The sequence below is a fragment of the Rhodanobacter umsongensis genome (assembly GCF_042654965.1).
In the GTDB taxonomy this organism is placed as follows: domain Bacteria; phylum Pseudomonadota; class Gammaproteobacteria; order Xanthomonadales; family Rhodanobacteraceae; genus Rhodanobacter; species Rhodanobacter umsongensis.
The window spans coordinates 355,631-376,423 of sequence record NZ_JBHSMK010000009.1; the positions used below are offsets into that span (position 1 = coordinate 355,631).

At 66.3% G+C, this 20,793-nt stretch carries 21 protein-coding genes; 10 read left to right on the top strand and 11 right to left on the bottom strand.

Annotation, left to right across the window (positions count from 1 at the left end; genetic code table 11):
• Positions 1-10: 10 nt before the first annotated feature.
• The 3 genes from aroC to prmB are packed head-to-tail and all read right to left on the bottom strand — an operon-like array spanning position 11 to position 2,647.
• Positions 11-1,099, bottom strand: a complete 1,089-nt coding sequence (aroC, locus tag ACFPME_RS14315) for a chorismate synthase (RefSeq protein WP_377306329.1) — start codon at positions 1,097-1,099, stop codon at positions 11-13.
• Positions 1,100-1,156: 57 nt separating this feature from the next.
• Entirely contained in the window at positions 1,157-1,708 is a 552-nt protein-coding gene (locus ACFPME_RS14320; RefSeq protein WP_377306330.1) for a GNAT family N-acetyltransferase, read from the bottom strand.
• A 12-nt stretch (positions 1,709-1,720) separates the two neighbouring features.
• Entirely contained in the window at positions 1,721-2,647 is a 927-nt protein-coding gene (gene prmB, locus ACFPME_RS14325) for a 50S ribosomal protein L3 N(5)-glutamine methyltransferase (RefSeq protein WP_377306331.1), read from the bottom strand.
• Positions 2,648-2,720: 73 nt separating this feature from the next.
• Here prmB and asd point away from each other — a divergent pair, with 73 nt between their 5' ends.
• Both asd and ACFPME_RS14335 read left to right on the top strand, forming a co-directional pair.
• Positions 2,721-3,560, top strand: coding sequence for an archaetidylserine decarboxylase (gene asd / locus ACFPME_RS14330; protein ID WP_377306332.1), 840 nt, complete (start codon positions 2,721-2,723; stop codon positions 3,558-3,560).
• 150 nt (positions 3,561-3,710) lie between these two features.
• Positions 3,711-4,148: a hypothetical protein gene (locus tag ACFPME_RS14335; protein WP_377306333.1), complete on the top strand. Its 438-nt coding sequence runs from the start codon at positions 3,711-3,713 to the stop codon at positions 4,146-4,148.
• Between the two features lie 121 nt (positions 4,149-4,269).
• On the opposite strand, the gene ACFPME_RS14340 is transcribed toward ACFPME_RS14335, so the two are convergent.
• Positions 4,270-5,745, bottom strand: coding sequence for a transglycosylase SLT domain-containing protein (locus tag ACFPME_RS14340; RefSeq protein WP_377306334.1), 1,476 nt, complete (start codon positions 5,743-5,745; stop codon positions 4,270-4,272).
• Between the two features lie 125 nt (positions 5,746-5,870).
• On the opposite strand from ACFPME_RS14340, the gene ACFPME_RS14345 reads away from it, so the two are divergent.
• Genes ACFPME_RS14345 through greB form a run of 3 tightly spaced genes read left to right on the top strand, consistent with a single transcriptional unit; the run spans position 5,871 to position 9,142 of the window.
• A complete protein-coding gene (locus ACFPME_RS14345) occupies positions 5,871-7,367 on the top strand; it encodes a helicase HerA-like domain-containing protein (protein WP_377306335.1) in 1,497 nt (498 codons plus the stop codon).
• A 12-nt stretch (positions 7,368-7,379) separates the two neighbouring features.
• Positions 7,380-8,630 (top strand): tetratricopeptide repeat protein, encoded by a 1,251-nt coding sequence (locus tag ACFPME_RS14350; protein ID WP_377306336.1) that lies wholly within the window; start codon positions 7,380-7,382, stop codon positions 8,628-8,630.
• On the top strand, positions 8,627-9,142 hold the full coding sequence (gene greB / locus ACFPME_RS14355; RefSeq protein ID WP_377306337.1) for a transcription elongation factor GreB: 516 nt from the start codon (positions 8,627-8,629) through the stop codon (positions 9,140-9,142). The genes ACFPME_RS14350 and greB overlap by 4 nt, the downstream gene beginning before the upstream one ends.
• Positions 9,143-9,264: 122 nt before the next feature.
• Here the strand turns inward: greB and ACFPME_RS14360 are convergent, their stop codons facing one another.
• Both ACFPME_RS14360 and rimO read right to left on the bottom strand, forming a co-directional pair.
• Entirely contained in the window at positions 9,265-10,083 is an 819-nt protein-coding gene (locus tag ACFPME_RS14360) for a DUF3025 domain-containing protein (RefSeq protein WP_377306338.1), read from the bottom strand.
• Positions 10,084-10,088: 5 nt separating this feature from the next.
• Positions 10,089-11,408, bottom strand: coding sequence for a 30S ribosomal protein S12 methylthiotransferase RimO (gene rimO / locus ACFPME_RS14365; protein WP_377306339.1), 1,320 nt, complete (start codon positions 11,406-11,408; stop codon positions 10,089-10,091).
• A 107-nt stretch (positions 11,409-11,515) separates the two neighbouring features.
• On the opposite strand from rimO, the gene ACFPME_RS14370 reads away from it, so the two are divergent.
• Both ACFPME_RS14370 and ACFPME_RS14375 read left to right on the top strand, forming a co-directional pair.
• Entirely contained in the window at positions 11,516-12,184 is a 669-nt protein-coding gene (locus ACFPME_RS14370; RefSeq protein WP_377306340.1) for a dienelactone hydrolase family protein, read from the top strand.
• Positions 12,181-12,615, top strand: a complete 435-nt coding sequence (locus ACFPME_RS14375; RefSeq protein WP_377306341.1) for an HIT domain-containing protein — start codon at positions 12,181-12,183, stop codon at positions 12,613-12,615. The genes ACFPME_RS14370 and ACFPME_RS14375 overlap by 4 nt, the downstream gene beginning before the upstream one ends.
• 59 nt (positions 12,616-12,674) lie before the next feature.
• Here the strand turns inward: ACFPME_RS14375 and ACFPME_RS14380 are convergent, their stop codons facing one another.
• From ACFPME_RS14380 to ACFPME_RS14390, 3 genes are all read right to left on the bottom strand, one after another.
• Positions 12,675-13,184: a hypothetical protein gene (locus ACFPME_RS14380; RefSeq protein ID WP_377306342.1), complete on the bottom strand. Its 510-nt coding sequence runs from the start codon at positions 13,182-13,184 to the stop codon at positions 12,675-12,677.
• Positions 13,185-13,284: 100 nt separating this feature from the next.
• Positions 13,285-13,851 (bottom strand): dCTP deaminase, encoded by a 567-nt coding sequence (dcd, locus tag ACFPME_RS14385; protein ID WP_377306343.1) that lies wholly within the window; start codon positions 13,849-13,851, stop codon positions 13,285-13,287.
• Positions 13,852-13,960: 109 nt separating this feature from the next.
• On the bottom strand, positions 13,961-14,905 hold the full coding sequence (locus tag ACFPME_RS14390) for a LysR family transcriptional regulator (RefSeq protein ID WP_377306344.1): 945 nt from the start codon (positions 14,903-14,905) through the stop codon (positions 13,961-13,963).
• A 160-nt stretch (positions 14,906-15,065) separates the two neighbouring features.
• Between ACFPME_RS14390 and ACFPME_RS14395 the strand changes: the two genes are divergently transcribed.
• Entirely contained in the window at positions 15,066-16,160 is a 1,095-nt protein-coding gene (locus ACFPME_RS14395) for an MFS transporter (RefSeq protein WP_377306345.1), read from the top strand.
• A gap of 105 nt (positions 16,161-16,265) precedes the next feature.
• On the opposite strand, the gene ACFPME_RS14400 is transcribed toward ACFPME_RS14395, so the two are convergent.
• Both ACFPME_RS14400 and apbC read right to left on the bottom strand, forming a co-directional pair.
• Entirely contained in the window at positions 16,266-16,805 is a 540-nt protein-coding gene (locus ACFPME_RS14400) for an NADPH-dependent FMN reductase (RefSeq protein ID WP_377306346.1), read from the bottom strand.
• A complete protein-coding gene (apbC, locus tag ACFPME_RS14405; protein WP_377306347.1) occupies positions 16,802-17,896 on the bottom strand; it encodes an iron-sulfur cluster carrier protein ApbC in 1,095 nt (364 codons plus the stop codon). The genes ACFPME_RS14400 and apbC overlap by 4 nt, the downstream gene beginning before the upstream one ends.
• Before the next feature lie 178 nt (positions 17,897-18,074).
• Between apbC and ACFPME_RS14410 the strand changes: the two genes are divergently transcribed.
• Complete coding sequence (locus ACFPME_RS14410) at positions 18,075-18,539, top strand: DUF2147 domain-containing protein (RefSeq protein WP_377306348.1); 465 nt, start codon at positions 18,075-18,077, stop codon at positions 18,537-18,539.
• A 138-nt stretch (positions 18,540-18,677) separates the two neighbouring features.
• A complete protein-coding gene (gene metG, locus ACFPME_RS14415; RefSeq protein ID WP_377306349.1) occupies positions 18,678-20,789 on the top strand; it encodes a methionine--tRNA ligase in 2,112 nt (703 codons plus the stop codon).
• Positions 20,790-20,793: the final 4 nt, after the last annotated feature.

Here is a 20,793-nt window from a genome sequence, read left to right on the forward strand (position 1 = left end):
CAGCACCCGGTCATGGAATGCGCGGCGTCACGACGCCCACGTCGCCGCACTGTGCGCGATGGCGCAGCGCGTGATCGATCAGCACCAGCGCCATCATCGCCTCGGCGATCGGGGTGGCGCGGATGCCGACGCAGGGGTCGTGACGGCCCTTGGTCACCACCTCGGTCGGTTCGCCGGCCAGGTTCACGCTGTGGCCGGGAATCAGGATGCTCGAGGTGGGCTTGAGCACGATCGAGGCGGTCACCGGCTGGCCGCTGCTGATGCCGCCAAGAATGCCGCCGGCGTGATTGGACGCAAAGCCGTCCATGCTCATTTCATCGCGATGCTCGCTGCCGTGCTGGACGACGGCGGCGAAACCGTCGCCGATCTCCACGCCCTTGACCGCGTTGATCGACATCAGCGCGCTGGCCAGGTCGCCGTCGAGCTTGCCGTAGATCGGTTCGCCCCAGCCCGGCGGCACGCCGTCGGCGACCACGCTGACGCGCGCGCCGACCGAGTCGCCGGACTTGCGCAGCGCGTTGATGTAAGTCTCCAGTGCCGGTACCTGGCCCGCATCGGGCCAGAAGAACGGGTTCTGTCCCACCGCGTCCCAGTCGAACGCATCCGGCACGACCTCGCCGATCTGCGCCAGGTAGCCACGCACCCGCACGCCGTGACGCTCGGCCAGCCACTTCTTGGCGATGACTGCCGCAGCCACGCGCATGGTGGTCTCGCGCGCCGACGAACGTCCGCCACCGCGCGGGTCGCGGATGCCGTACTTCTGCCAGTAGGTGTAGTCGGCGTGGCCGGGGCGGAAGCTCGACGCGATGTCGCCGTAGTCCTTGCTGCGCTGGTCGGTGTTGCGGATCAGCAGCGCGATCGGCGTGCCGGTGGTCCTGCCTTCGTATACGCCGGAGAGAATCTCCACCTCGTCGGCCTCATGCCGCTGCGAGGTGTAGCGGCTGCGGCCGGTGGCGCGGCGATCGAGATCGCTGCGGAATTCCTCGGCGCCGATCGCCAGTCCCGGCGGACAGCCGTCGATCACGCAGCCGATCGCCGGCCCGTGGCTTTCGCCGAAGGTGGTGACGGTGAACAGTTTGCCGAAGGAATTGCTGGACACGGGGTTTGGACGTCCGAAGGAAACCGCTACAGCTTAGCGCGACGACGCATCCTCGCGTCAGCGGGCCGCTGACGCGGCACGCCACTCGCTGGCCAGCAGCGCGAACACCACGTCGTCGACCCATTCGCCGTGCAGCCACAGGCTTTCGCGGTGATGGGCCTCCTGCCGCATGCCCAGCGCGCGCAGCATGGCCATGCTGGCGAGGTTGCGCGGATCGACCGAGGCATGGATGCGATGCCGGCCGAGCTCGCCGAACACCAGTTCGAACACCGCGCCCACAGCCTCGCAGGCGTAGCCCCTGCCTTGATGGGCAGGCGCCAGGCTGATGCCGAATTCGACCGAGCCCTCTGCTTCCGCGGGCAGGTGTATACCGACATCGCCGATCAGTGCGCCATCCTCGCGCAGGCGGATTGCGCGCTGAAACCAGCCACCCGGCTTGTCCAGGGAGGCGCCGGCCTGGCGCCCGATGAAATTCGCGGCTTCGGCCACGCTGGCCGGGCGCCAGCCCTGGAAACGGGCAACGACCGGGTCGCTGCGATAATCGAACAACATCTCGGCGTCGGTCGGTCGCAGCGCATCCAGTCGCAGGCGCAGGGTATTCATGTCCATGCTACGGGTGCCTCAGCCGGCGCGGCGCGCCAGGGCCGCCGCCCGGATGGATGCGGCGTGTTCGACCAGATCGCGCCGCTCCAGTGCGAACACACCCATCTGTCCCACCTTGAACTCGATCCAGATGAAGGGCACCTGCGGCAGCAGCGCGGCCAGCGCGTGCTCGCTCTCCCCGACTTCCACGATCAGAAGGCCATCGTCGGTGAGATGGTCGGCGGCCTCGTCCAGCATGCGCAGGCACAGATCCAGGCCGTCGGCGCCGGAAGTGAGGCCCAGTTTCGGTTCGTGCGCATACTCGCCCGGCAACGCTGCGTATTCGTCCTCGGTGACGTACGGCGGGTTGGAGACGATCAGGTCGTACTTGCGCCCGGCCACGCCGGCGAACAGATCCGACCGGATCGCCTCGACGCGGCCCTCGACATGCTGGAACACGATGTTCTCGCGCGCCAGCGACAGTGCCTCGTCGCTGATGTCGACGATGTCCACCTGCCACTCCGGGTTGTACTCCGCCATCGCGATGCCGATGCAGCCTGAACCCGTGCACAGGTCCAGCGCGCGCTCGATGTGGCGCTCGTCCAGCCACGGCGCGAAGCCCGACTCGATCAGCTCGGCGATCGGCGAGCGAGGTACCAGCGCGCGGCGGTCGCTCTTGAATTTCAGTCCGGCGAACCAGGTCTCGCCGACCAGATAGGCCACTGGCAAACGCTCGCTGACGCGGCGTTCGATCAACCCCAGCACTTGCTCGCGCTCGGCCGCGGTGAGTCGGCCGGCGCCATATGCCGGCGGAATATCGGGCGGCAGGTGCAGGCTGGCGAGGATCAGGTGCGTGGCTTCGTCGATCGGGTTGTCGTGGCTGTGGCCAAAGGTGAGCCCCGCCGCCGAGAAGCGACTGGCGCCATAACGGATGAAGTCGATGATGGTGGCAAGTTCGGCGGTCACGGCGATCCAGAGTGCAACGGAATGGCCGGCGATTATAAGGCCTGCGGCGTACGGCACCCCTTATACTGGGCGGATGACTTTCAACGTATTCCTGCAGTACATCTTGCCGCATCGGCTCCTGTCGCGGGTCGTCTACCGGGCTACCCGGTGGACATTCGCGCCATGGAAGAACTGGCTGATCTCCACCATCGTGCGCAATTACAACGTGGACATGGCCGAGGCCGCGCAGCCCGATGCGCTCGCCTATCAGCATTTCAATGCGTTCTTCACGCGCAAGCTGCGCCCCGATGCACGCCGCGCCGATACCGACCCGGCCGCCCTGCTCTCGCCTGCCGACGGGCGCATCAGTCAGTCCGGCGCGATCGTCGACGGCCGCATCTTCCAGGCCAAGGGGCAGGAGTACACCGCCGCCGAACTGCTCGGTGGCGACCAGGCCGCGGCCGCGCCTTACCGCGATGGCTGCTTCGTCACCGTCTACCTGTCACCGCGCGATTACCACCGTGTGCACATGCCGCTGAAAGGCACGCTGAAGGAAACCGTGCATGTGCCCGGCCGCATTTTCAGCGTGGCGCCGTTCGCGGTGGCGGCGATCCCGCGGCTGTTCGCGCGCAACGAGCGGCTGGTCTGCCACTTCGATGGCGAGCACGGCCCGTTCGTGGTGGTGATGGTCGGCGCGATCCTGGTTTCATCGGTGGCCACGGTGTGGGACGGTCTGGTGATCCCTCCGTACGCCTCGTCGATCAGGCGCAAGTCGTTCGTCGGCCAGAACATCACCTTGGAACGCTTCGCCGAGATGGCACGCTTCAACATGGGCTCCACCGTGATCTTGTTACTGCCCAAGGGTTCGACCCTGGATGCGCTTCAGCCGCAGCAGGCCGTGAGGGTGGGGCAGCGGCTCGGGCACGGCGGCTGAAGCCACAACCACACCACGTCAGTCACGGGAAAACTGACGTCATGCGTCATTTTGTGACGTTCTAGGCGCAATTGCCCGGATCGCTTCGTTACGCTCGCCATCACGCCGTACGTCTCGCGTGCTGCCGAATTCCAGCGTCGAGGGATCTCCATGCAACTACTCACTCCGTTTTTCGCGATGATGCGGGCGCGCCAGCTCGGTCGCCAATTCCGCGACATCGAACGCGGCATCCAGGCCCTGCCCAAGCGCAGTCGGGAACGCCTGAGTACGCTGACCCTGCGCGAAATCGGCCAGGCTTCGCGCAGCGACTTCCCCCATCTGTACGGCACCCCTCCCGAAGCGCGCTACCTGCCCTGGGGCCACGGCACCCACGTCGGTTATGAACGCGCCTGTTCCAACAACCCCGAGGTCGTTTTGCGCGGTATCGCGCTGTGGCTCGCGGTGGCCTACCACGAGACCAAGAATTCGCCGCACGCAAGCCTGCAGCCGCAGCATCGCCAGCTGATGCAGCTGCTGCGTGAGTTGAAGGAAGTTCACCATGCCGGCAGCTCCGTCGACAGCTGGATGAACGAAACCGCTGCCGCCTGAGCTGGAGGTTCGTTGCTGGTCCGGTCAGCGGGCCTTCGCCCCGGATACCGCGCGCCGACGACCGCGCGCGCCGCTCCGGCTCCGGCCGGATCGTTTCATTCCCGCATCGAAACCACGCCGCTCAATGGCACGCCGGCAGTTTCAATACCTGCCCGGCGCGGATGCGATGGTGCTTGAGGCCATTCATCTCGGCCACTTCCTGCACGCTTGAGCAATGCAGCTTGCGCACTATGCTGACCAGCGAATCGCCGCCGCGCACCTTGTAGCGACTTTCGCTCGGCGCCGCCGGAGCCGCCATCGGCGTCGTCACCACGGGGATGACCGCGTGATGCAGGTCACCTGCCAGGATCGGCCAGGGACCATCGACGCAACGCGACGCGTAGGCGCTCTCGAGACTCTTCGGCAATGCCATCCGCGTGCCCGTCGGCTGGGTCACTTGCGGGTCGAGCTTCGGATTGAGATTGCGCAAGGTGCGGAACCAGCCATCGCTCACGCCACCGGCCGAACCCAGGCATACCGTCAGTTCGGACAGCGACGCCGGCCGCTTCAGGATGATCGAGCCCGGCGCACCGTCGACCTTGGGAAAACGCAGGTTGTAGCTTTGCGGATGCAGGAACAACCAGGCTGCTGCCAGCACCGAAGGCACGTAGTCGCGGGTTTCCTGCGGCAGCGCGTTGTAGATGCGTGGATCGTAGAAACTCAACGCGCTGTTGTCGCCGACGAGCCGGCCCATGCGTCCTTCGCCGGTGTTGTAGGCACCGATGGTGAGTTCGAGATTGTTGTTGAACTTGCGCAGCTGTTCGTTGAGGTATTCGGCATTGGCGCGGGCCGATGCCGACGGGTCGAAGCGCGTGTCGAAACCATTGTCGGTGCCCAGGCCGAAACGCATGCCGGTGGCATACATGAACTGCAGCGGCCCGGCGGCACCCGAGCGGGACACGGCATGCACCTTGCCGCCGGACTCCTTGGCCACCATGCCGAACAGCAACGCCTCGGGCAGGTCGGCTCTCTCGTACTGCGGCCACATCTGGTAGCGCATGAACTGGTAGTTGACCCAGGCGTCCATCAACTGCGGACGCCATTGAGTCAGCCACATTTCCAGTGCTGCCTTGACCGGGCCGTTCATCGCGATCAACTCCGACAGCTTCTGCCCGTGCAGCAGGGTCACGCTGCGCTGCGCCTGCGGCAACGCGGCGGCACCGGCCTTGCCTGTCGGCAGGGAGCGCTGGGCCGGATCCACGTCACTGTTGAGATCCTGGTCGCCGCTGAAATCGCCGTCCTTCAATCGAAGCAGCCGGTCGAAGACCGAGAAGAACCGCTGCGTATCGCAGCCCGGGGTATTGCCGCAGCGGGCCGCGGCGGCCTTCAGCTGGTCCAGCGATCGGGTCAGCGTCAGTTGCGAAGCATCCAGGTTGCCCTCGCGCGACTGCTGCAAAGCCGTTTCGTAGCCCTTGCTGGCCTCGTCGAGCTGTCCGTAAAGCGCGTCCACCGGCGCCGGAGTCTTGCTGCTGCCTGTGCTGGCGCAGGCGCCCAGCAGACCGAACGCCACGGCAAGCGCCAACGGGCGCATGGAACGAACAACGGAACACAACGACATCGGAAACTTCACCCGCGGAAAAACGACCACCATAGCGGTCGTGGCTCCCCGACTCAACGCGCGCGCATCGCGGACAGCCGCGCCGGGTTGGCTACAATCGCCCGATCACCAACGGACGGAACGCCATGACTGACATCCTGATCGGCCGCAACGACCATGCCAGCGTCAATCTCGACACGCACTACGGCAATCGCCACGGCATGATCGCGGGCGCCACCGGCACCGGGAAATCCGTTTCGCTGATGGTGCTGGCCGAAGGCTTTTCGCGACTTGGCGTGCCTTGCTTCCTGGCTGACGCCAAGGGCGACCTGGCTGGCCTTGCGATGGCCGCAGGCGAGCCGGGCGACAAGCTCAAGGCCCGCCTGGCCATGCTCAAGCTCACCGACTGGAAGCCTCAGGCCAATCCGGTGGTGTTCTGGGACATCTATGGCAAGCTGGGCCATCCGGTGCGCGCCACCATCAGCGAGATGGGCCCGACCCTGCTCGGCCGCGTGCTGGAATTGAACGACACCCAGGAAGGCGTGCTGGAGGTGATCTTCAAGGCGGCCGACGACCAGGGCTGGCTGCTGCTCGACCTGACCGACCTGCGCGCCCTGCTCACGTATGCCGCCGACAATGCCAAAGCCATCTCGACCCAGTACGGTCTGATCAGTACAACCAGCATCGCGGCGATCCAGCGCGCGGTCCTGAAACTCGAAGGCGACGGCGCCGAGCAGTTCTTCGGCGAACCGGCGCTGGAGCTGGCCGACCTGATGCGCCAGGACATGAGCGGGCGCGGCATCATCAACGTGCTCGCCGCGGACCAGTTGATCATGAAGCCGCGGCTGTACTCCACCTTCCTGCTGTGGCTGCTGTCCGAGCTGTTCGAGCAGTTGCCCGAAGTGGGCGATCTCGACCAGCCGAAGATGGTGTTCTTCTTCGACGAGGCACACCTGCTGTTCGACGACGCCTCGCCGGCGCTGCTGCAGCGGGTGGAACAGGTGGTGCGGCTGATCCGCTCCAAGGGCGTCGGCGTGTACTTCTGTTCGCAGAATCCGGACGACGTGCCCGGCGTGATCCTGGGCCAGCTCGGCAACCGCATCCAACACGCGTTGCGCGCGTTCACCCCGCGCGACCAGAAAGCGATCAGGGCGGCGGCGGAAACCTTCGTGGCCAACCCGAAGCTCGACGTCGTCGAGGCGATCACCAGGCTCGCCGTCGGCGAGGCGCTGGCTTCCACCCTGGCCAACGGCGGCGTGCCGACGCCGGTGGAACAGGTGCTGGTGACCACACCATGCTGCCGCATCGGCGCGATCACCGACGCCGAGCGCGCCACCATCCGCCAGCGTTCGCCGGTCGGCGGCAAATACGACACCACCGTCAATCGCGAATCAGCCGCCGAGATGCTGGCCAAACGCGCCAGCGACAAGGCCGCCGATGCAGCCACCGTGGCCGCCGGCGCTCCCGCCAGGGATGCCGATGCCGGCTGGAGTGGCGCCGTGCACGACGCGCTGTTCGGCACCAAGCGGCGCCAGGGCATGATCGAGACGATGGGCAAACAGATGGTGCGCACTGCCGGCAGCCAGCTCGGCCGGCAGATCCTGCGCGGCGTGCTGGGCGGCATCTTCGGCGGCAAGCGCTGAGCGCGCGACGACATGCCCCGCGTTGAAACCGTCGCCGCCGACACGCCGTTCGGCGACCGCCTGAGAACAGGCTTCGGCTATCCGCTGCGTGGCGCGGCTCTGCCCACCTGCGTGGTCATCGCCTTGCTGCATTACGTCGGCCTGTTGCCGTCGTACATCGGGGCACTGGCCAGTGCGCTGGTGTGGGCCGCCACCTGGCGCTACGCCGCCGACTGCCTGCTGCATACCGCCCATGGCTACGCCGATCCACCCGACGTCGGCAGCGATGGCAACGATGCCAGTGGCTGGGGGTTGACCGCGATCCATCTGCTGGTCGCCGCGCTGTGCCTGATCGCCATCGTGTTCTTTCCGCGCCTGCTGTGGCCGGTGCTGATCGTCTCTGCACTGGCGCTGCCCGCGATCGACATGTCGCTGGCGTTCGACGGCAACCTGGCGCTGGCACTCAACCCGTTCAACTGGACCCGCGTCATCGGCAGCTTCGGCGCGGCCTATCTCATTCCCGTGGCGATCAACCTGCTGCTGGGGGTGCTGATCGTGCTGGCCTCGGTCAGCACCGCACTGCTGCCGCGGCTGCTCGCGTTGCCGCTGTTTGCCTTCGCCTACACCTACCTGATCGTGCTGGCCTTCCACCTGATGGGCGCGATGATCCACCAGCGCCATGAACGCTTCGGGCTGGAGCCGGAGGCGCCGAAGCTGGCCAGAGCCGGCGGCCAGGATGCCGATGAAACCTTGCTCGCCGAAGTCGAGGCACTGGCCCCAGCCGATCCCGCCGCGGCCACCGCGCTGCTGGTCGCCCGGATGCAGGACCGGATTGCGCCGGCTTCGCTGCACCTGGCCTATCGCCGGTTGCTCCAGCGGCAGAACCTGCGCGACGGCCTGCTGGTACACGGCCAGATCTGGATCGCCGCACTGATCGCCCAAGGCGAATCGCGCCGCGCGCTGGGCCTGCTGCAGGAATGCCGGGGCATCGATGACGGATTCATTCCGGACGACCCACGAACCTGTGGCGAACTGGCCGACCTGGCTGCGCGGCTGGGCATGAGCCGGCTCGCGCTGCACCTGTGCGGCTGCTTCGTGGCGCAATGGCCACGCGACCCACAGGCTGCGCACTATGGCCTGCTGGCCGCCCGTAAGCTCGCCGAACATGTCGACCAGCGCGCCGAGGCGACAGCCCTGCTCGATCGCCTCGTGGCCGCCTGGCCCGAGCATCCGCTTCGCGCGGAGATCGACGCACAACGACGACTGCTGGGCAGCCCCGCATGAGCCGCTGGCGTCCACCCTCGCCCGGCTCCACCGCGATCATCACCCGCGAAGGTTTCGAGCGCCTCAAGCATGAACTCGATCACCTGTGGCACGTGCTGCGGCCGGAAGTGGTGAAGGCGCTCGCGGCGGCGGCCGCCGAAGGCGACCGCTCGGAAAATGCCGAGTACATCTACCGCAAGAAGCAACTGGGCGAAATCGATCGCCGTGCACGCTATCTCAGCAAACGGATTCCCTCGCTCAAGGTGGCCGAGGGCGTACCGGGCGATCTCGGCATGGTTTTCTTTGGCGCCCGCATCGAACTGGAGAACGCGGACACCGGCGAGATCCTTCATTACCGCATCGTCGGCCCCGACGAAACCGACGCCAGGCTCGGCTGGATCAGCATCGACTCGCCGCTGGCGCGGGCGGTGCTGAAGAAGCGCGTCGGCGACGAGTTTCTTGCCGAGCTGCCGGGAGGGCCCGCCGAGTTTTCCATGCTGGCAGTGCATTACGGCGAGGACGGCACGAATTGACCCGGCCGCTGGATCGGATCACGTCCATGGCTGGCTGCCGTGTGTCGGAGGGCATCTTCGACAGGCTTGCCGGGAACGGATCGCTGCAATACCGCCATGACACCTCGCGGGCCGTCATCCTGTCAGGCATGTGGCAGCAGGATCGCCGGAGGATACTCGCGGCCTGCGCGCCGCGGCTGGTAGCAGATGGTGCTGCGATGGAACGACTCGTCCTCATTGTCGGCGCGCCAGCCCGGCAGCCCGGACAGCGGTAGCGGGCGCAGTTCCAGCGGATCGTGCAGCAGGCGCCCCGACGCTATCGCCTCGGCACAAAGGACAGACATCTGCGCCGTCCCGGCAGCACGGCGTGACGCAAATACCAGGGCCTTGCCCACCAGCAATTTGTCCGGATTCAGTGCGAGCTCCAGCAGCGCGTGCCCGAACAGCTCCAGCCGGATCGAACCATCCAGCCACGCCTGCCGGCGGCGCCAGAACAGGCCATGCCAGTCGTGCGCGTCCCACAACGCCAGCAAGGCCGGATCGCGCACTTCGACGATGACGCCGCCCTCGTCGAAATGGGTCATCGCGTACTGCGCGCGCGAGCGCTGCTTCGACCCCACGCGGGCGATCTCGGCCATCTGGCGCTGGTTCAGCGCCAGCTTCAGCGCCGGATGGCGCAGCCACACCAGCGCATTGAGCAGGTCGTGCCAGTTGCCCGCACGCGTGGCGATTTCGCCACGCTCGGCAATGCGCTGCTCGTAGTGCAGGCCATCGGCCAGCAGGTCGGGAGTCTGCGCCACGAAGCGCTGCGTCACGTCGCCGGAAATGCGGTTGTTGAGTGCCTCGATGGACGGCCATTCCGCGCCCTGCAGCAAGCCGGCATAGTCGTGCCACGCCGCCAGCGGCTGCCGCCCGAACACCGCCGGATCGACTGCCTCGCGCAGCGGCGCGTGGTAGCGCATTGCGATCAGCCAGCGAGACGCGCGTACAGATCGTGCTCGCTGGCGCGCTCCACCACGACCTCAACGAACTGGCCGGGCTTCAGCTGCTGGCCGTCCGCGATCAGCACCGTGCCGTCGATCTCGGGCGCGTCCGCCGCGGAGCGCGCCACGGCACCGTCGGCGCCGGCCTCGTCGACCAGCACGGTAATGGTGCGGCCGATCTTCTGCTGCAACCTGGCGGCGGAGATTTCCGCCTGCACCGCCATGAACTGTTCGAGGCGATCTTCCTTCAATTCCTCGGAGACCGGATCAGGCAGCTCGTTGGCCCTGGCGCCGTCGACCGGCGAATAGGCGAAGGCACCGACGCGATCGAGCTTCGCTTCACGCAGGAAACCGAGCAGTTCCTCGAACTCGGCGTCGGTCTCGCCGGGAAAGCCGACGATGAAGGTGCTGCGGATGGTGAGGTCGGGTACGGCCTTGCGCCAGTTCTGGATGCGCTCCAGCGTCTTGTCGATGTTGCCCGGCCGCTTCATCAACTTGAGGATGCGAGGGCTGGCGTGCTGGAACGGGATGTCCAGGTACGGCAGGATCTTCCCTTCCGCCATCAGCGGCATCACCTCGTCCACGTGCGGATACGGATACACGTAGTGCAGCCGCGTCCACACGCCGAGTTCCGACAGGCCTTCGCACAGCTCGGTCATGCGCGTGCGGTATGACTTGCCGCGCCATTCGCGCTCGGCATACTTCAGGTCCACTCCGTACGCGCTGGTGTCCTGCGAGATCACCAGCAGTTCCTTCACGCCGCCCTTCACCAGTCGCTCGGCTTCCAGCAATACCTCGTCGACCGGGCGCGAGACCAGGTTGCCGCGCATCGACGGAATGATGCAGAAGCTGCAGCGGTGGTTGCAGCCTTCGGAAATCTTCAGATACGCATAGTGCTTCGGGGTCAGCTTGACGCCGGTGTCCGGCACGATGTCGAGGAAGCGGTTGCGCTGCGGCGGCAGCGCGGTATGCACTGCATTCATCACGCTGACGTAGTCCTGCGGCCCGCTGATGGACAGCACGTCGGGATACGCCTCGCGGATCAGTCCCTCGCGCTTGCCCAGGCAGCCGGTGACGATGACCTTGCCGTTCTCGTTCAGCGCGGTGCCGATCGAATCCAGCGACTCCTGCACCGCTGCGTCGATGAACCCGCAGGTGTTCACCACCACGGCGTCGGCCTCGCCGTAGCTGGGCACGATTTCGTAACCCTCGACCTTCAACTGGGTGAGGATGCGCTCGGAATCGACCAGCGCCTTGGGGCAGCCGAGGCTGACGAAACCGATCTTGTGTGCGGCCTGGGACATGGGTTGGGATTACCGTCGAAACGTGCGGGGAAACAGGCGATTATACGTCAGCGTCGGCAATCCGGCCGGGCCGCTAAGCTGCGCCTCTTCCAGCACGGGAAACCATCATGGGCCAGCAGATCAATCTCCCTACCACACGCACCCAGTGCATCGGTGCCTATCTGGCGCAACCGCAGGGCAGGCCCAGGGGCGGTATCGTGGTGATCCAGGAAATCTACGGCGTCAACGCGCACATCCGCAGCGTCGCGGACCGCTTTGCCGAGCATGGCTACACCGCGATCGCGCCGGCGTTCTTCGATCACCTGGAAAGCGGCGTGGAACTGGGCTACGACCGGGCCGGCTCCGCCCGGGGCAAGCAGCTGGTCAACGAACTGGGGCTGGAGCGCGCGCTGGAGGACGTCGCCAGCGCGGCCGAAGCGATTTCGTCGTCCGGCAGGATCGGCACCGTCGGTTATTGCTGGGGCGGCACGGTGGCGCTGCTAGCCGCGTTGCGACTGGGCCTGCCCTCGGTGAGCTACTACGGCGCGCGCAACCTGCCGTTCCTGCATGAACAGCCGAGGGCGCCGGTGATGTTCCACTTTGGCGAGTACGACACCAGCATCCCGCCGGAGATGGTCGCGAAGCATCGCGAACTGCTGCCGCAGATGGAAACCTTCACCTATCCCGCCGGCCATGGGTTCAACCGCGATGTCGGCCCGAGCTACGACGAGTCCAGCGCCAAGCTCGCCATGCAGCGCACGCTGGCGTTCCTCGACCGGCACGTGGCCGGCGCATGAGCATTGCCGGTTTCGTCCTGGATCCGCGGCTGGCTGCGGATACCTGTCCGGTCGCATCGCTGTCCCTATGCGACGTACGTCTGATGAACGATGCCCGCTACGCGTGGCTGGTCCTGGTGCCGCGCCAGACCGGCCTGGTCGAGATCGCCGACCTGGACGACGCAGGTCAGCTCGCCCTCTGGCGCGAGGTCAATCTCGCAGCCGCGGCGCTACGCCGGGTCGCTCCCTGCGAGAAACTCAACATTGCAGCGCTCGGCATCATCGTGCGGCAGCTGCACATCCACGTGGTCGCCCGCAATGAGGGCGATGCCGCATGGCCAGGCCCGGTCTGGGGGCATGGCAAGGCCGTGCCATATGACGCGACTGCGCGGGAAGCACGGATCGATCCGCTGCGCAACGCGCTTGCCGCCGGCCGTCCGAACGCCGGCTGAAACGAAAAACGCCCACGTCGCGAGACGTGGGCGTTTTCGCCGGCGAAGCGGGCCGGGAATCAATATTGCTGCTGTTGCCGCTGTTGCTGATCTTCCATGCTGCTGCCAGCGGCGTCCTTGCCCTTCAGCTGGTCAGGCATCGCTGCCGGTGCGTGATAATCCTCGAGCGTGCGAGCCTTCATCGCCACCGGGTTGATCTTCTTCAGCGTGCCATCGTCGTCGTAGTACACGGTGAAGCCGTAGTCGAGCTGCATGCGCGCCATGTATTCAAGATGCTGCTTGCGGATCTTCGAGTCGTCGCTGCGTTCGAGCAATACGGTCTTGGGCAGCTGGCCCTGGTCCTTCAGATAGGCGAAATGGCTGCCGGTGTCCAGCGCCGAAAGCACGGCACCATCGACCAGGAACTGGCCGCTCTTGTAGGCCTTGATGGTGGCATCGAACTGCCCTTTCATCGATGCCGCGCTGGCTTCGTCCTTGGTGCTGCCGCGATGGCAGCCGGCGAGTACGAGCAGGCTGCCCAGCATGAGCGCAGCGGTGGCGCGCGTCAGCCATGGGGAAATACGGATCATGCGGGGTCTCCTTGCAAATCGTTCGGTGGTATCGGCTGGAGTGTAACGCCGGCGCGCCGGTGTGGCGGAGCCACCGGCACACGCCGTTCAGCTCGCGGATTCAGGTGCGCGGCAAGGTGACGCCCTGCTGGCCCTGATACTTGCCGCCGCGGTCCTTGTAGCTGGTCTCGCACTCCTCGTCCGACTCCAGAAACAGCATCTGCGCCACCCCTTCGTTAGCGTAGATTTTTGCAGGCAACGGCGTGGTGTTGGAGAACTCCAGCGTCACGTGGCCTTCCCATTCGGGCTCAAGCGGCGTCACGTTGACGATGATGCCGCAGCGTGCGTACGTGCTCTTGCCCAGGCAGATGGTCAGCACCTTGCGCGGGATGCGGAAGAACTCGACGGTGCGCGCCAGCGCAAACGAGTTCGGCGGGATGATGCATACATCCGCCTCGACGTCGACGAAACTGGTCGGGTCGAACGCCTTCGGGTCGACGATGGTCGAGTTGATATTGGTGAATATCTTGAATTCCCGGGCGCAACGCACGTCGTAGCCATAGCTCGAGGTGCCGTAGGAGACCAGCTTCTGGCCATCGCGCAACTTGACTTGGCCGGGTTCGAACGGCTCGATCATGCCGTGCTGCTCGGCCATGCGCCGGATCCACTTGTCGGGTTTGATGCTCACTCGGACTCCCATAGCTTGCGTGATCCGCCCAGCTTTGGCGCGGGAGGAGAATGCGGCAAAATAGCGGATCGGCCCGGGGGCCGCCAGTCGCTGCGCTGCACCGAGGCGCTCATGTGCGCCTGGCGCCGGCGCGAGACACGCGAGACCGGGACGCCGCGACCTTCGCAGTGCCGGTTTCCGCCAGCAACCGTTCCCCCACGAAATCCACGAACGCGCGCAGCTTCGGCAGCATGTGCCGCCCCGACGGCCACAACAGATGAAAGCTGCCGCGCACGTTGGTGTACTCCTCCAGCACCGGCACCAGTTCGCCCGCGGCCAACTCGTCGCTCACCATGTGCTCGGGCAGATAGGTGATGCCGCACCCGCGTATGGCGAAACACACGCGGGCATCCATGTCGTTGCACACCATGCTGATCGGGATCTCCGTCTCCGGCGGCAACGGCCAAGCCTCCATCCTGCCGCTGGTGGGGTAGCGGTAGTGCAGGCAGTCGTGGTGAACCAGGTCGGCCGGCACACGCGGCACGCCCTTGCGCACCAGATAGGCGGGTGCGGCCACCAGTCGTCGGCGAAAGCCGCCCACGCGCCGTGCACTGAGGCGCGAATCGGCAGGTTCGCCCACCCGCAGCACCACGTCGAAGCCTTCCTCCACCACGTTGACCAGGCGGTCGTCGAAATCCAGATCCAGACGGATTTGCGGATAGGCCTGCGCAAAATCGGACAGCACCGACAGCACGAGGCCGCTCGCCAGCGGCAAGGCCACGCGCAAGTTGCCGCGCGGCTCGGTGGAGCGGCTGCACAGCTCGCCTTCGGCCTGCTCCAGCTCATCCAGCGCACGGCGGCAGCGCGTCAGGAACAACTGCCCCTCGGCGGTGAGCGCCACGCTGCGCGTACTGCGATGGAACAGGCGCACATCCAGTTGCTGCTCCAGCCGCGCGATGGCCTTGCCCACCGCCGAGGCGGAGACGCCCTGCATTCGGGCGGCCGCAGCAAAACTCAGGTTGTCCGCTACCTGCACGAAGGTTTGCAGACTGCTCAGGCTGTCCACTGCTCTCATGGATTACGGAACTCCAAATCCGGAAAGCCAAGAACTCTAGCCGTCTTTTTCCGCGTATGCGCGTTATCTACCTTGTGGCTCCCCCTCAACGAACGGAGCACACCGTGTCCCTAAACTCGAGCTTCGCCCACCTCACGGCACCCAGCCGGGAGCGGCGACCATGAACGCTGTCGAAGACGCCCTGCCCCGCGCTGCCGGCGAATCCACCCGCGAACGCCTGCCGATGCTCGGCCTGCTGGCACTGGCCTGCGCCACCTTCATCACCGTGCTCACCGAATGCATCGCCGCCGGACTGCTGCCCTCGATAAGCCGCGACCTCGACATCAGCGCATCGCTGGTAGGCCAGCTCACCACAATCTACGCGCTGGGCTCGCTGCTCACCGCCATTCCGATGGTCAAGCTCACCAGCCACCTGCCACGGCGACCGCTGCTGATGGCGAGCATGCTCGGTTTCGCGCTGGCCAACAGCGTGATGGTGTGGAGCGACTCGTACGCGTTGATGCTGGCCGCGCGCTTCGTCGATGGCGTAGCCGCCGGCCTGTTGTGGGCGCTGGTGGCCGGCTACGCCAGCCGCATGGTGGCGCCGCAGCAGCAGGGCCGCGCCATTTCCATCGTGATGGTGGGTATTCCGCTGGCGATGACCATCGGCATTCCGGCCGGCACCTGGCTGGCGCAGCACATCGGCTGGCGTTGGGTGTTCGGGCTGATGTCGCTGCTCAGCCTGGCGCTGGTGCCCGGCGCGCGCCTCATGCTGCCGCGGGTGCCCGGCATTCCGCAGCAGCAGAGCGGCCGCTTGCGTGACATGCTGAAACGGCCGGGGCTGCTGGCGGTTTATGCGGTGATGCTGCTGGCCGTGCTGGCGCAGAACACCCTGTACACCTATATCGCGCCGTTCACCGCGCTATCCGGTTCGCAGGCCGCGCTCGATCGCCTGTTGCTGCTGTTCGGCGCCACCTCAGTGGTCAGCATGGTGCTGACCGGTGCCTTGATCGACCGCTGGATGCGCGCCCTGGTGGCCGCCGGCATGGCGCTGTTCCTGCTGGCCGTGGTGGCAATGGCGCTGCTGCCGCGATCGCAGGCGATGCTGGTAGCCGCGGTGGCGCTGTGGGGGTTGGGCTTCGGCGGCGTGTCGGCCCTGATGCAGACCGCGGTGGCGCGCCGCGCGGGCGAGCAGATCGACCTAGGGCAGTCGCTGGTTGTGGTGGGCTGGAACCTGGCCATCGCCGGCGGGGGGCACTGGGCGGCGCGGTGTTGAAGGGGGCCGGCGCGGCGATACTGCCGTGGCCCTTGATCGTGGTGCTGGTAGCCAGCTTGTGGGTTACGCTGGCGGCGCGCAAGGCGTGGGCGTGATGCGCGCGAATCAAGCCAGCTCGGTCGTCAGGCAAGCCAGCGCTGCGCGCAATTCCGCACAGCGCTCCGAACTCGCCAGCACCTGTTCTGCCGTGCAACCCGCGCCGGGCAAGCCCACGGGCAGCGGTTGCGACGTCAGCAACTGGGCGGACATCGTGGCGAGGATCTCAGCCAGCGCCTCTTGCGCATGATACGAACCGCGCGCCGCGGTGTTGAGCAGCAGGATCGGCTTGCCCGGAAATTCCAGGCTGCCGACCAGCCAGTCCAGCAGGTTCTTGAAGGCACCCGGCACGCCGTGGGCGTACTCGGGGCAGGCGATCAGCAAGGCATCGGCGCGACCGACGGCGTCGCGCAGGGCAAGCACGGGCGGCGCCAACGGATCGTTGTCATCATCCGGATTGAACAGCGGCAGCGCGCCCAGTCCGTCATACACCACCAGTTCCAGTGTCGACGGGGCCAACCGCTGCGCGGCCACCAGCGCCGCGGTATTCGACGATATCCGGCGCAGGCTGCCGGACAGGCAGAGTACGCGCCGGGCCGCTGCCGTCATGCGGCCGGCGCCCCTTGCACCACGATCTTGCCCAGCCCCAGCGACTTGTTGCGGGGCTGCCGCGACAGCCGGCCGGCGGCGTTGCGGGCGATCTCGCGATAGCGCGCCGCCAGATCGGAATCCGGCATCGCCGCCACCGTGGGATTGCCGCTGTCGGCCTGCTCGCGGATGCGGATGTCCAGCGGCAGCGAACCCAGGTACGGCACGCCGTACTGCGCCGACATCCGCTCGCCGCCGCCCTCGCCGAAGATGTGTTCCTCGCGGCCGCAGTTCGAGCAGATGTGGGTGGCCATGTTCTCCACCACGCCGAGCACCGGCACCTCGACCTTTTCGAACATCTTGAGCGCCTTGCGCGCATCGAGCAGGGCGATGTCCTGCGGCGTGGTGACGATCACCGCGCCGGCCACCGGCACCTTCTGCGACAGCGTCAGCTGGATGTCGCCGGTGCCTGGCGGCAGGTCCACGATCAGGTAATCGAGCTGTTCCCAGCGTGTGTCGGTGAGCAGCTGCATCATCGCCTGGGTCACCATCGGCCCGCGCCAGATCATCGGCGTGTCTTCCTCGACAAGAAAGCCGATCGACATCACCGGCATGCCGTGCGCCTGCATCGGGGTGATGCTTTTGCCGTCCGGCGAGGCCGGTTTGCCGTGCACACCCAGCATGGTCGGCTGGCTCGGGCCGTAGATGTCCGCATCCATCACACCGACCTTCGCGCCCTCGGCCTGCAATGCCAGCGCCAGGTTGGCCGACACCGTCGACTTGCCCACGCCGCCCTTGCCCGAGGCCACCACGATGATGTTCTTCACGTTCGGCAGAGGCCCCAGCGTGCCCTGCACCTTGTGCACGTGGACGCGGCTGGTGATCGAGACTGCGGCCGACTCGATCGCCGGATCGGCCTCCAGCGCCTGCCGCACGCGCGCCGTCATGCTGTCGAGCGCGCCGGCGGCGGGATATCCCAACTGCAGGTCCAGCGAGACCTTCGCCCCGTCCACGCCCACCGCGCGCACGGACTCGGCCAGTGCTGCGCCGGTGTGGGTGTCGATCAGTTCGCCAAGGATCTGGCGGACCAGCGCTTCATTCGCCTGGGTCATGTCGGCTCGGGTGGTTGCGGGGGTGGCCATTATGCCAGTCCCACATGGCCGATCCGCTGACCTGGATCAGCGTCGGATGGCGCCGCCACTGCGCCGCGCTCGTTTGCGCAATGCAGCTTGACGCGTCCAGGCATCCTCGCCAGTCTGCCTCCATACGCTTTCGTACGGGAGGAACACCATGAAGCACGTTTTTCGCCTCACCCTCGCTGCCGGCCTGTTGCTGGCCGCCGGCACCGCACTGGCGGCCAATGACACGCCCGCCGGCACCTGGAAGACCATCGACGACGCCACCCACCAGCCGAAATCGATTGTGCAGATCACCGAGAGCAACGGCGAGTACAAAGCGACCATCGTGAAACTGCTGAACCGCTCGCCGGAAGACATCGCCCGTGACGGCGTGGTTCCGAAATGCACCAAATGCGACGGTGAACGCAAGGACCAGCCCATCGAAGGCATGAACATCATGTGGGGGGTAACGAAGGACGACGACGTATGGGATGGCGGCAAGATCATCGACCCCAAGAACGGCAAGACCTACAAGGTGAAACTCACGCTCAAGGAAGGCGGCCGGAAGCTCGATGTGCACGGCTACATCGGCTTCGCCCTGCTCGGGCGCAGCCAGGTGTGGGAACGCCAGGACTGATCGCAGCGACGCCACCCTGTTGCGAAAAAGGCGCGCCGACCATGGCGCGCCTTTTTCTTGCGTACCGCCGCGCATCGACGCGGCGGCGATTTGGACGGCCATGCCATAATGCGCAGTCGTCCCGAATGATTGCCCGCCATGAGTCGCCGCCTCCTCGTCACCAACGCCCTGCCCTACGCCAATGGCCCGCTGCACATGGGGCATCTGCTGGGCTACATCCAGGCCGATATCTGGGTGCGCGCGCAGCGGATGAGCGACAACCAGGTGGTGTACGTCTGCGCCGATGACGCGCATGGCACGCCGATCATGCTGGCGGCGGAGAAGGCTGGCGTGACGCCCGAAGTGTTCATCGCCGGCATCCGCGGCGGCCACGAGGCGGACTTCGCCGCGTTTGGTGTGGCATTCGACCACTACCACACCACCCATTCGGAAGAGAACCGCGAGCTGTCGACGCGGATCTATACGCGCCTGCGCGATGCCGGCTACATCGCCCGGCGCAGCATCCAGCAGCTGTTCGATCCCGAGAAGCAGATGTTTCTGCCGGATCGCTACATCAAGGGCGTCTGCCCGAACTGCGGCACGCCAGACCAGTACGGCGACAACTGCGAGCACTGCGGCGCCACCTACGCGCCGACCGACCTGGTCAATCCGTACTCGGTGATGTCGGGCGCCACGCCGGTGCTGCGCGATTCGGAGCACTACTTCTTCGAACTGGGCAAGTTCGAAGCGTTGCTGCGCGAGTGGTTCGCCGGCAGGTTCACGCATGGCAAGCCGGTGGCGAACAGTGGGGTGGTAGCCAAGCTGAAAGAATGGCTGGACGCCGGCCTGAAGGACTGGGACATCTCGCGCGATGCGCCCTACTTCGGCTTTCCGATCCCTGACGCGCCGGGCAAGTTCCTCTACGTATGGCTGGACGCGCCGGTCGGTTACCTGGCCAGCTTCAAGGCCCTCTGCGACAGGACCCACCTGAAGTTCGACGACTTCCTCGCCGAGGACAGCGGCGCCGAGATGCATCACTTCATCGGCAAGGACATCATCAACTTCCACGGTCTGTTCTGGCCGGCGATGCTGCACGGCGCCGGCTTGCGCACCCCCACCGCGCTGCACGTGAACGGCTACCTGACCGTGAACGGCGCCAAGATGTCGAAGTCGCGCGGCACCTTCATCCAGGCCCGAACCTATCTCGATGTCGGCCTCCATCCCGAATTCCTGCGCTATTACTTCGCCACCATGCTCAGCGACGCGCCGGTCGACGTGGATCTCGACCTCAAGGCCTTCGAGGAGCGCGTCAACTCGCATCTGGTCGGCAAGTGGGTGAACATCGCCAGCCGCACCGCCGGCTTCGTGCACAAGTTCTTCGGCGGCCGCCTGGCGCCGCAGTTCGGCCCACAGGAAACCGCACTGTGGAACAGCCTGCTGGAACACTACGATGGCGTCGACGCGCTGTACGACAACGGCGACTTCGCCGAGGTCACCCGCCGCTTCGTGCTGATGGCGGACATCGTCAACGGCCACATCGCGGCGAAGGCGCCGTGGGCGATGGCCAAGGACGAAAAGCTGCGCGATGAGCTGCATCAGGTTTGCTCGCTCGCGCTGACCGCGTTCCGCCTGCTGGCCGGCATGCTCAAGCCGATACTGCCGGCCACCGTGGCCGCCGCCGAGCAGTTTCTGGCCGCGCCGATCGCCGACTTCGACGATGCCCGGGCCACCTTGCGCAGCCACGCCATCAACCTGTTCGAGCCCTTGCTCGGCCGTATCGATCCCAAGCGCATCGAGGCGATGGTCGAGGCCTCGAAGGATTCACTTGGCGCTCCCGCCGAGCCCGTTGCCGCACCGATCAAGCACAAGAAACCGAAGGAACCCGGCAAACCCATGAGCGAAAATGTCACCGCCAGCAACGAAACCGTTGCAGCGCCAGCGACGATCGCGATCGACGACTTCGCCCGGCTCGACCTGCGCATCGGCAAGGTCAATGCCTGCGAATTCGTCGACGGCTCCGACAAACTGCTGCGCTTCGAACTGGATGCCGGCCCGCTGGGCATCCGACAGATCTTCTCCGGCATCCGCGCCGCCTACGGCGAACCGGAAAAGCTGGTCGGCCGCAACGTGGTGTTCATCGCCAACCTCGCCCCGCGCAAGATGCGCTTCGGCCTGTCCGAAGGCATGATCCTGTCGGCCGGCGACGGCGGCAGCGACCTGTTCCTGCTCGACGCCGACCAGGGTGCGAAGCCGGGCGCCACCGTTCGTTGATATC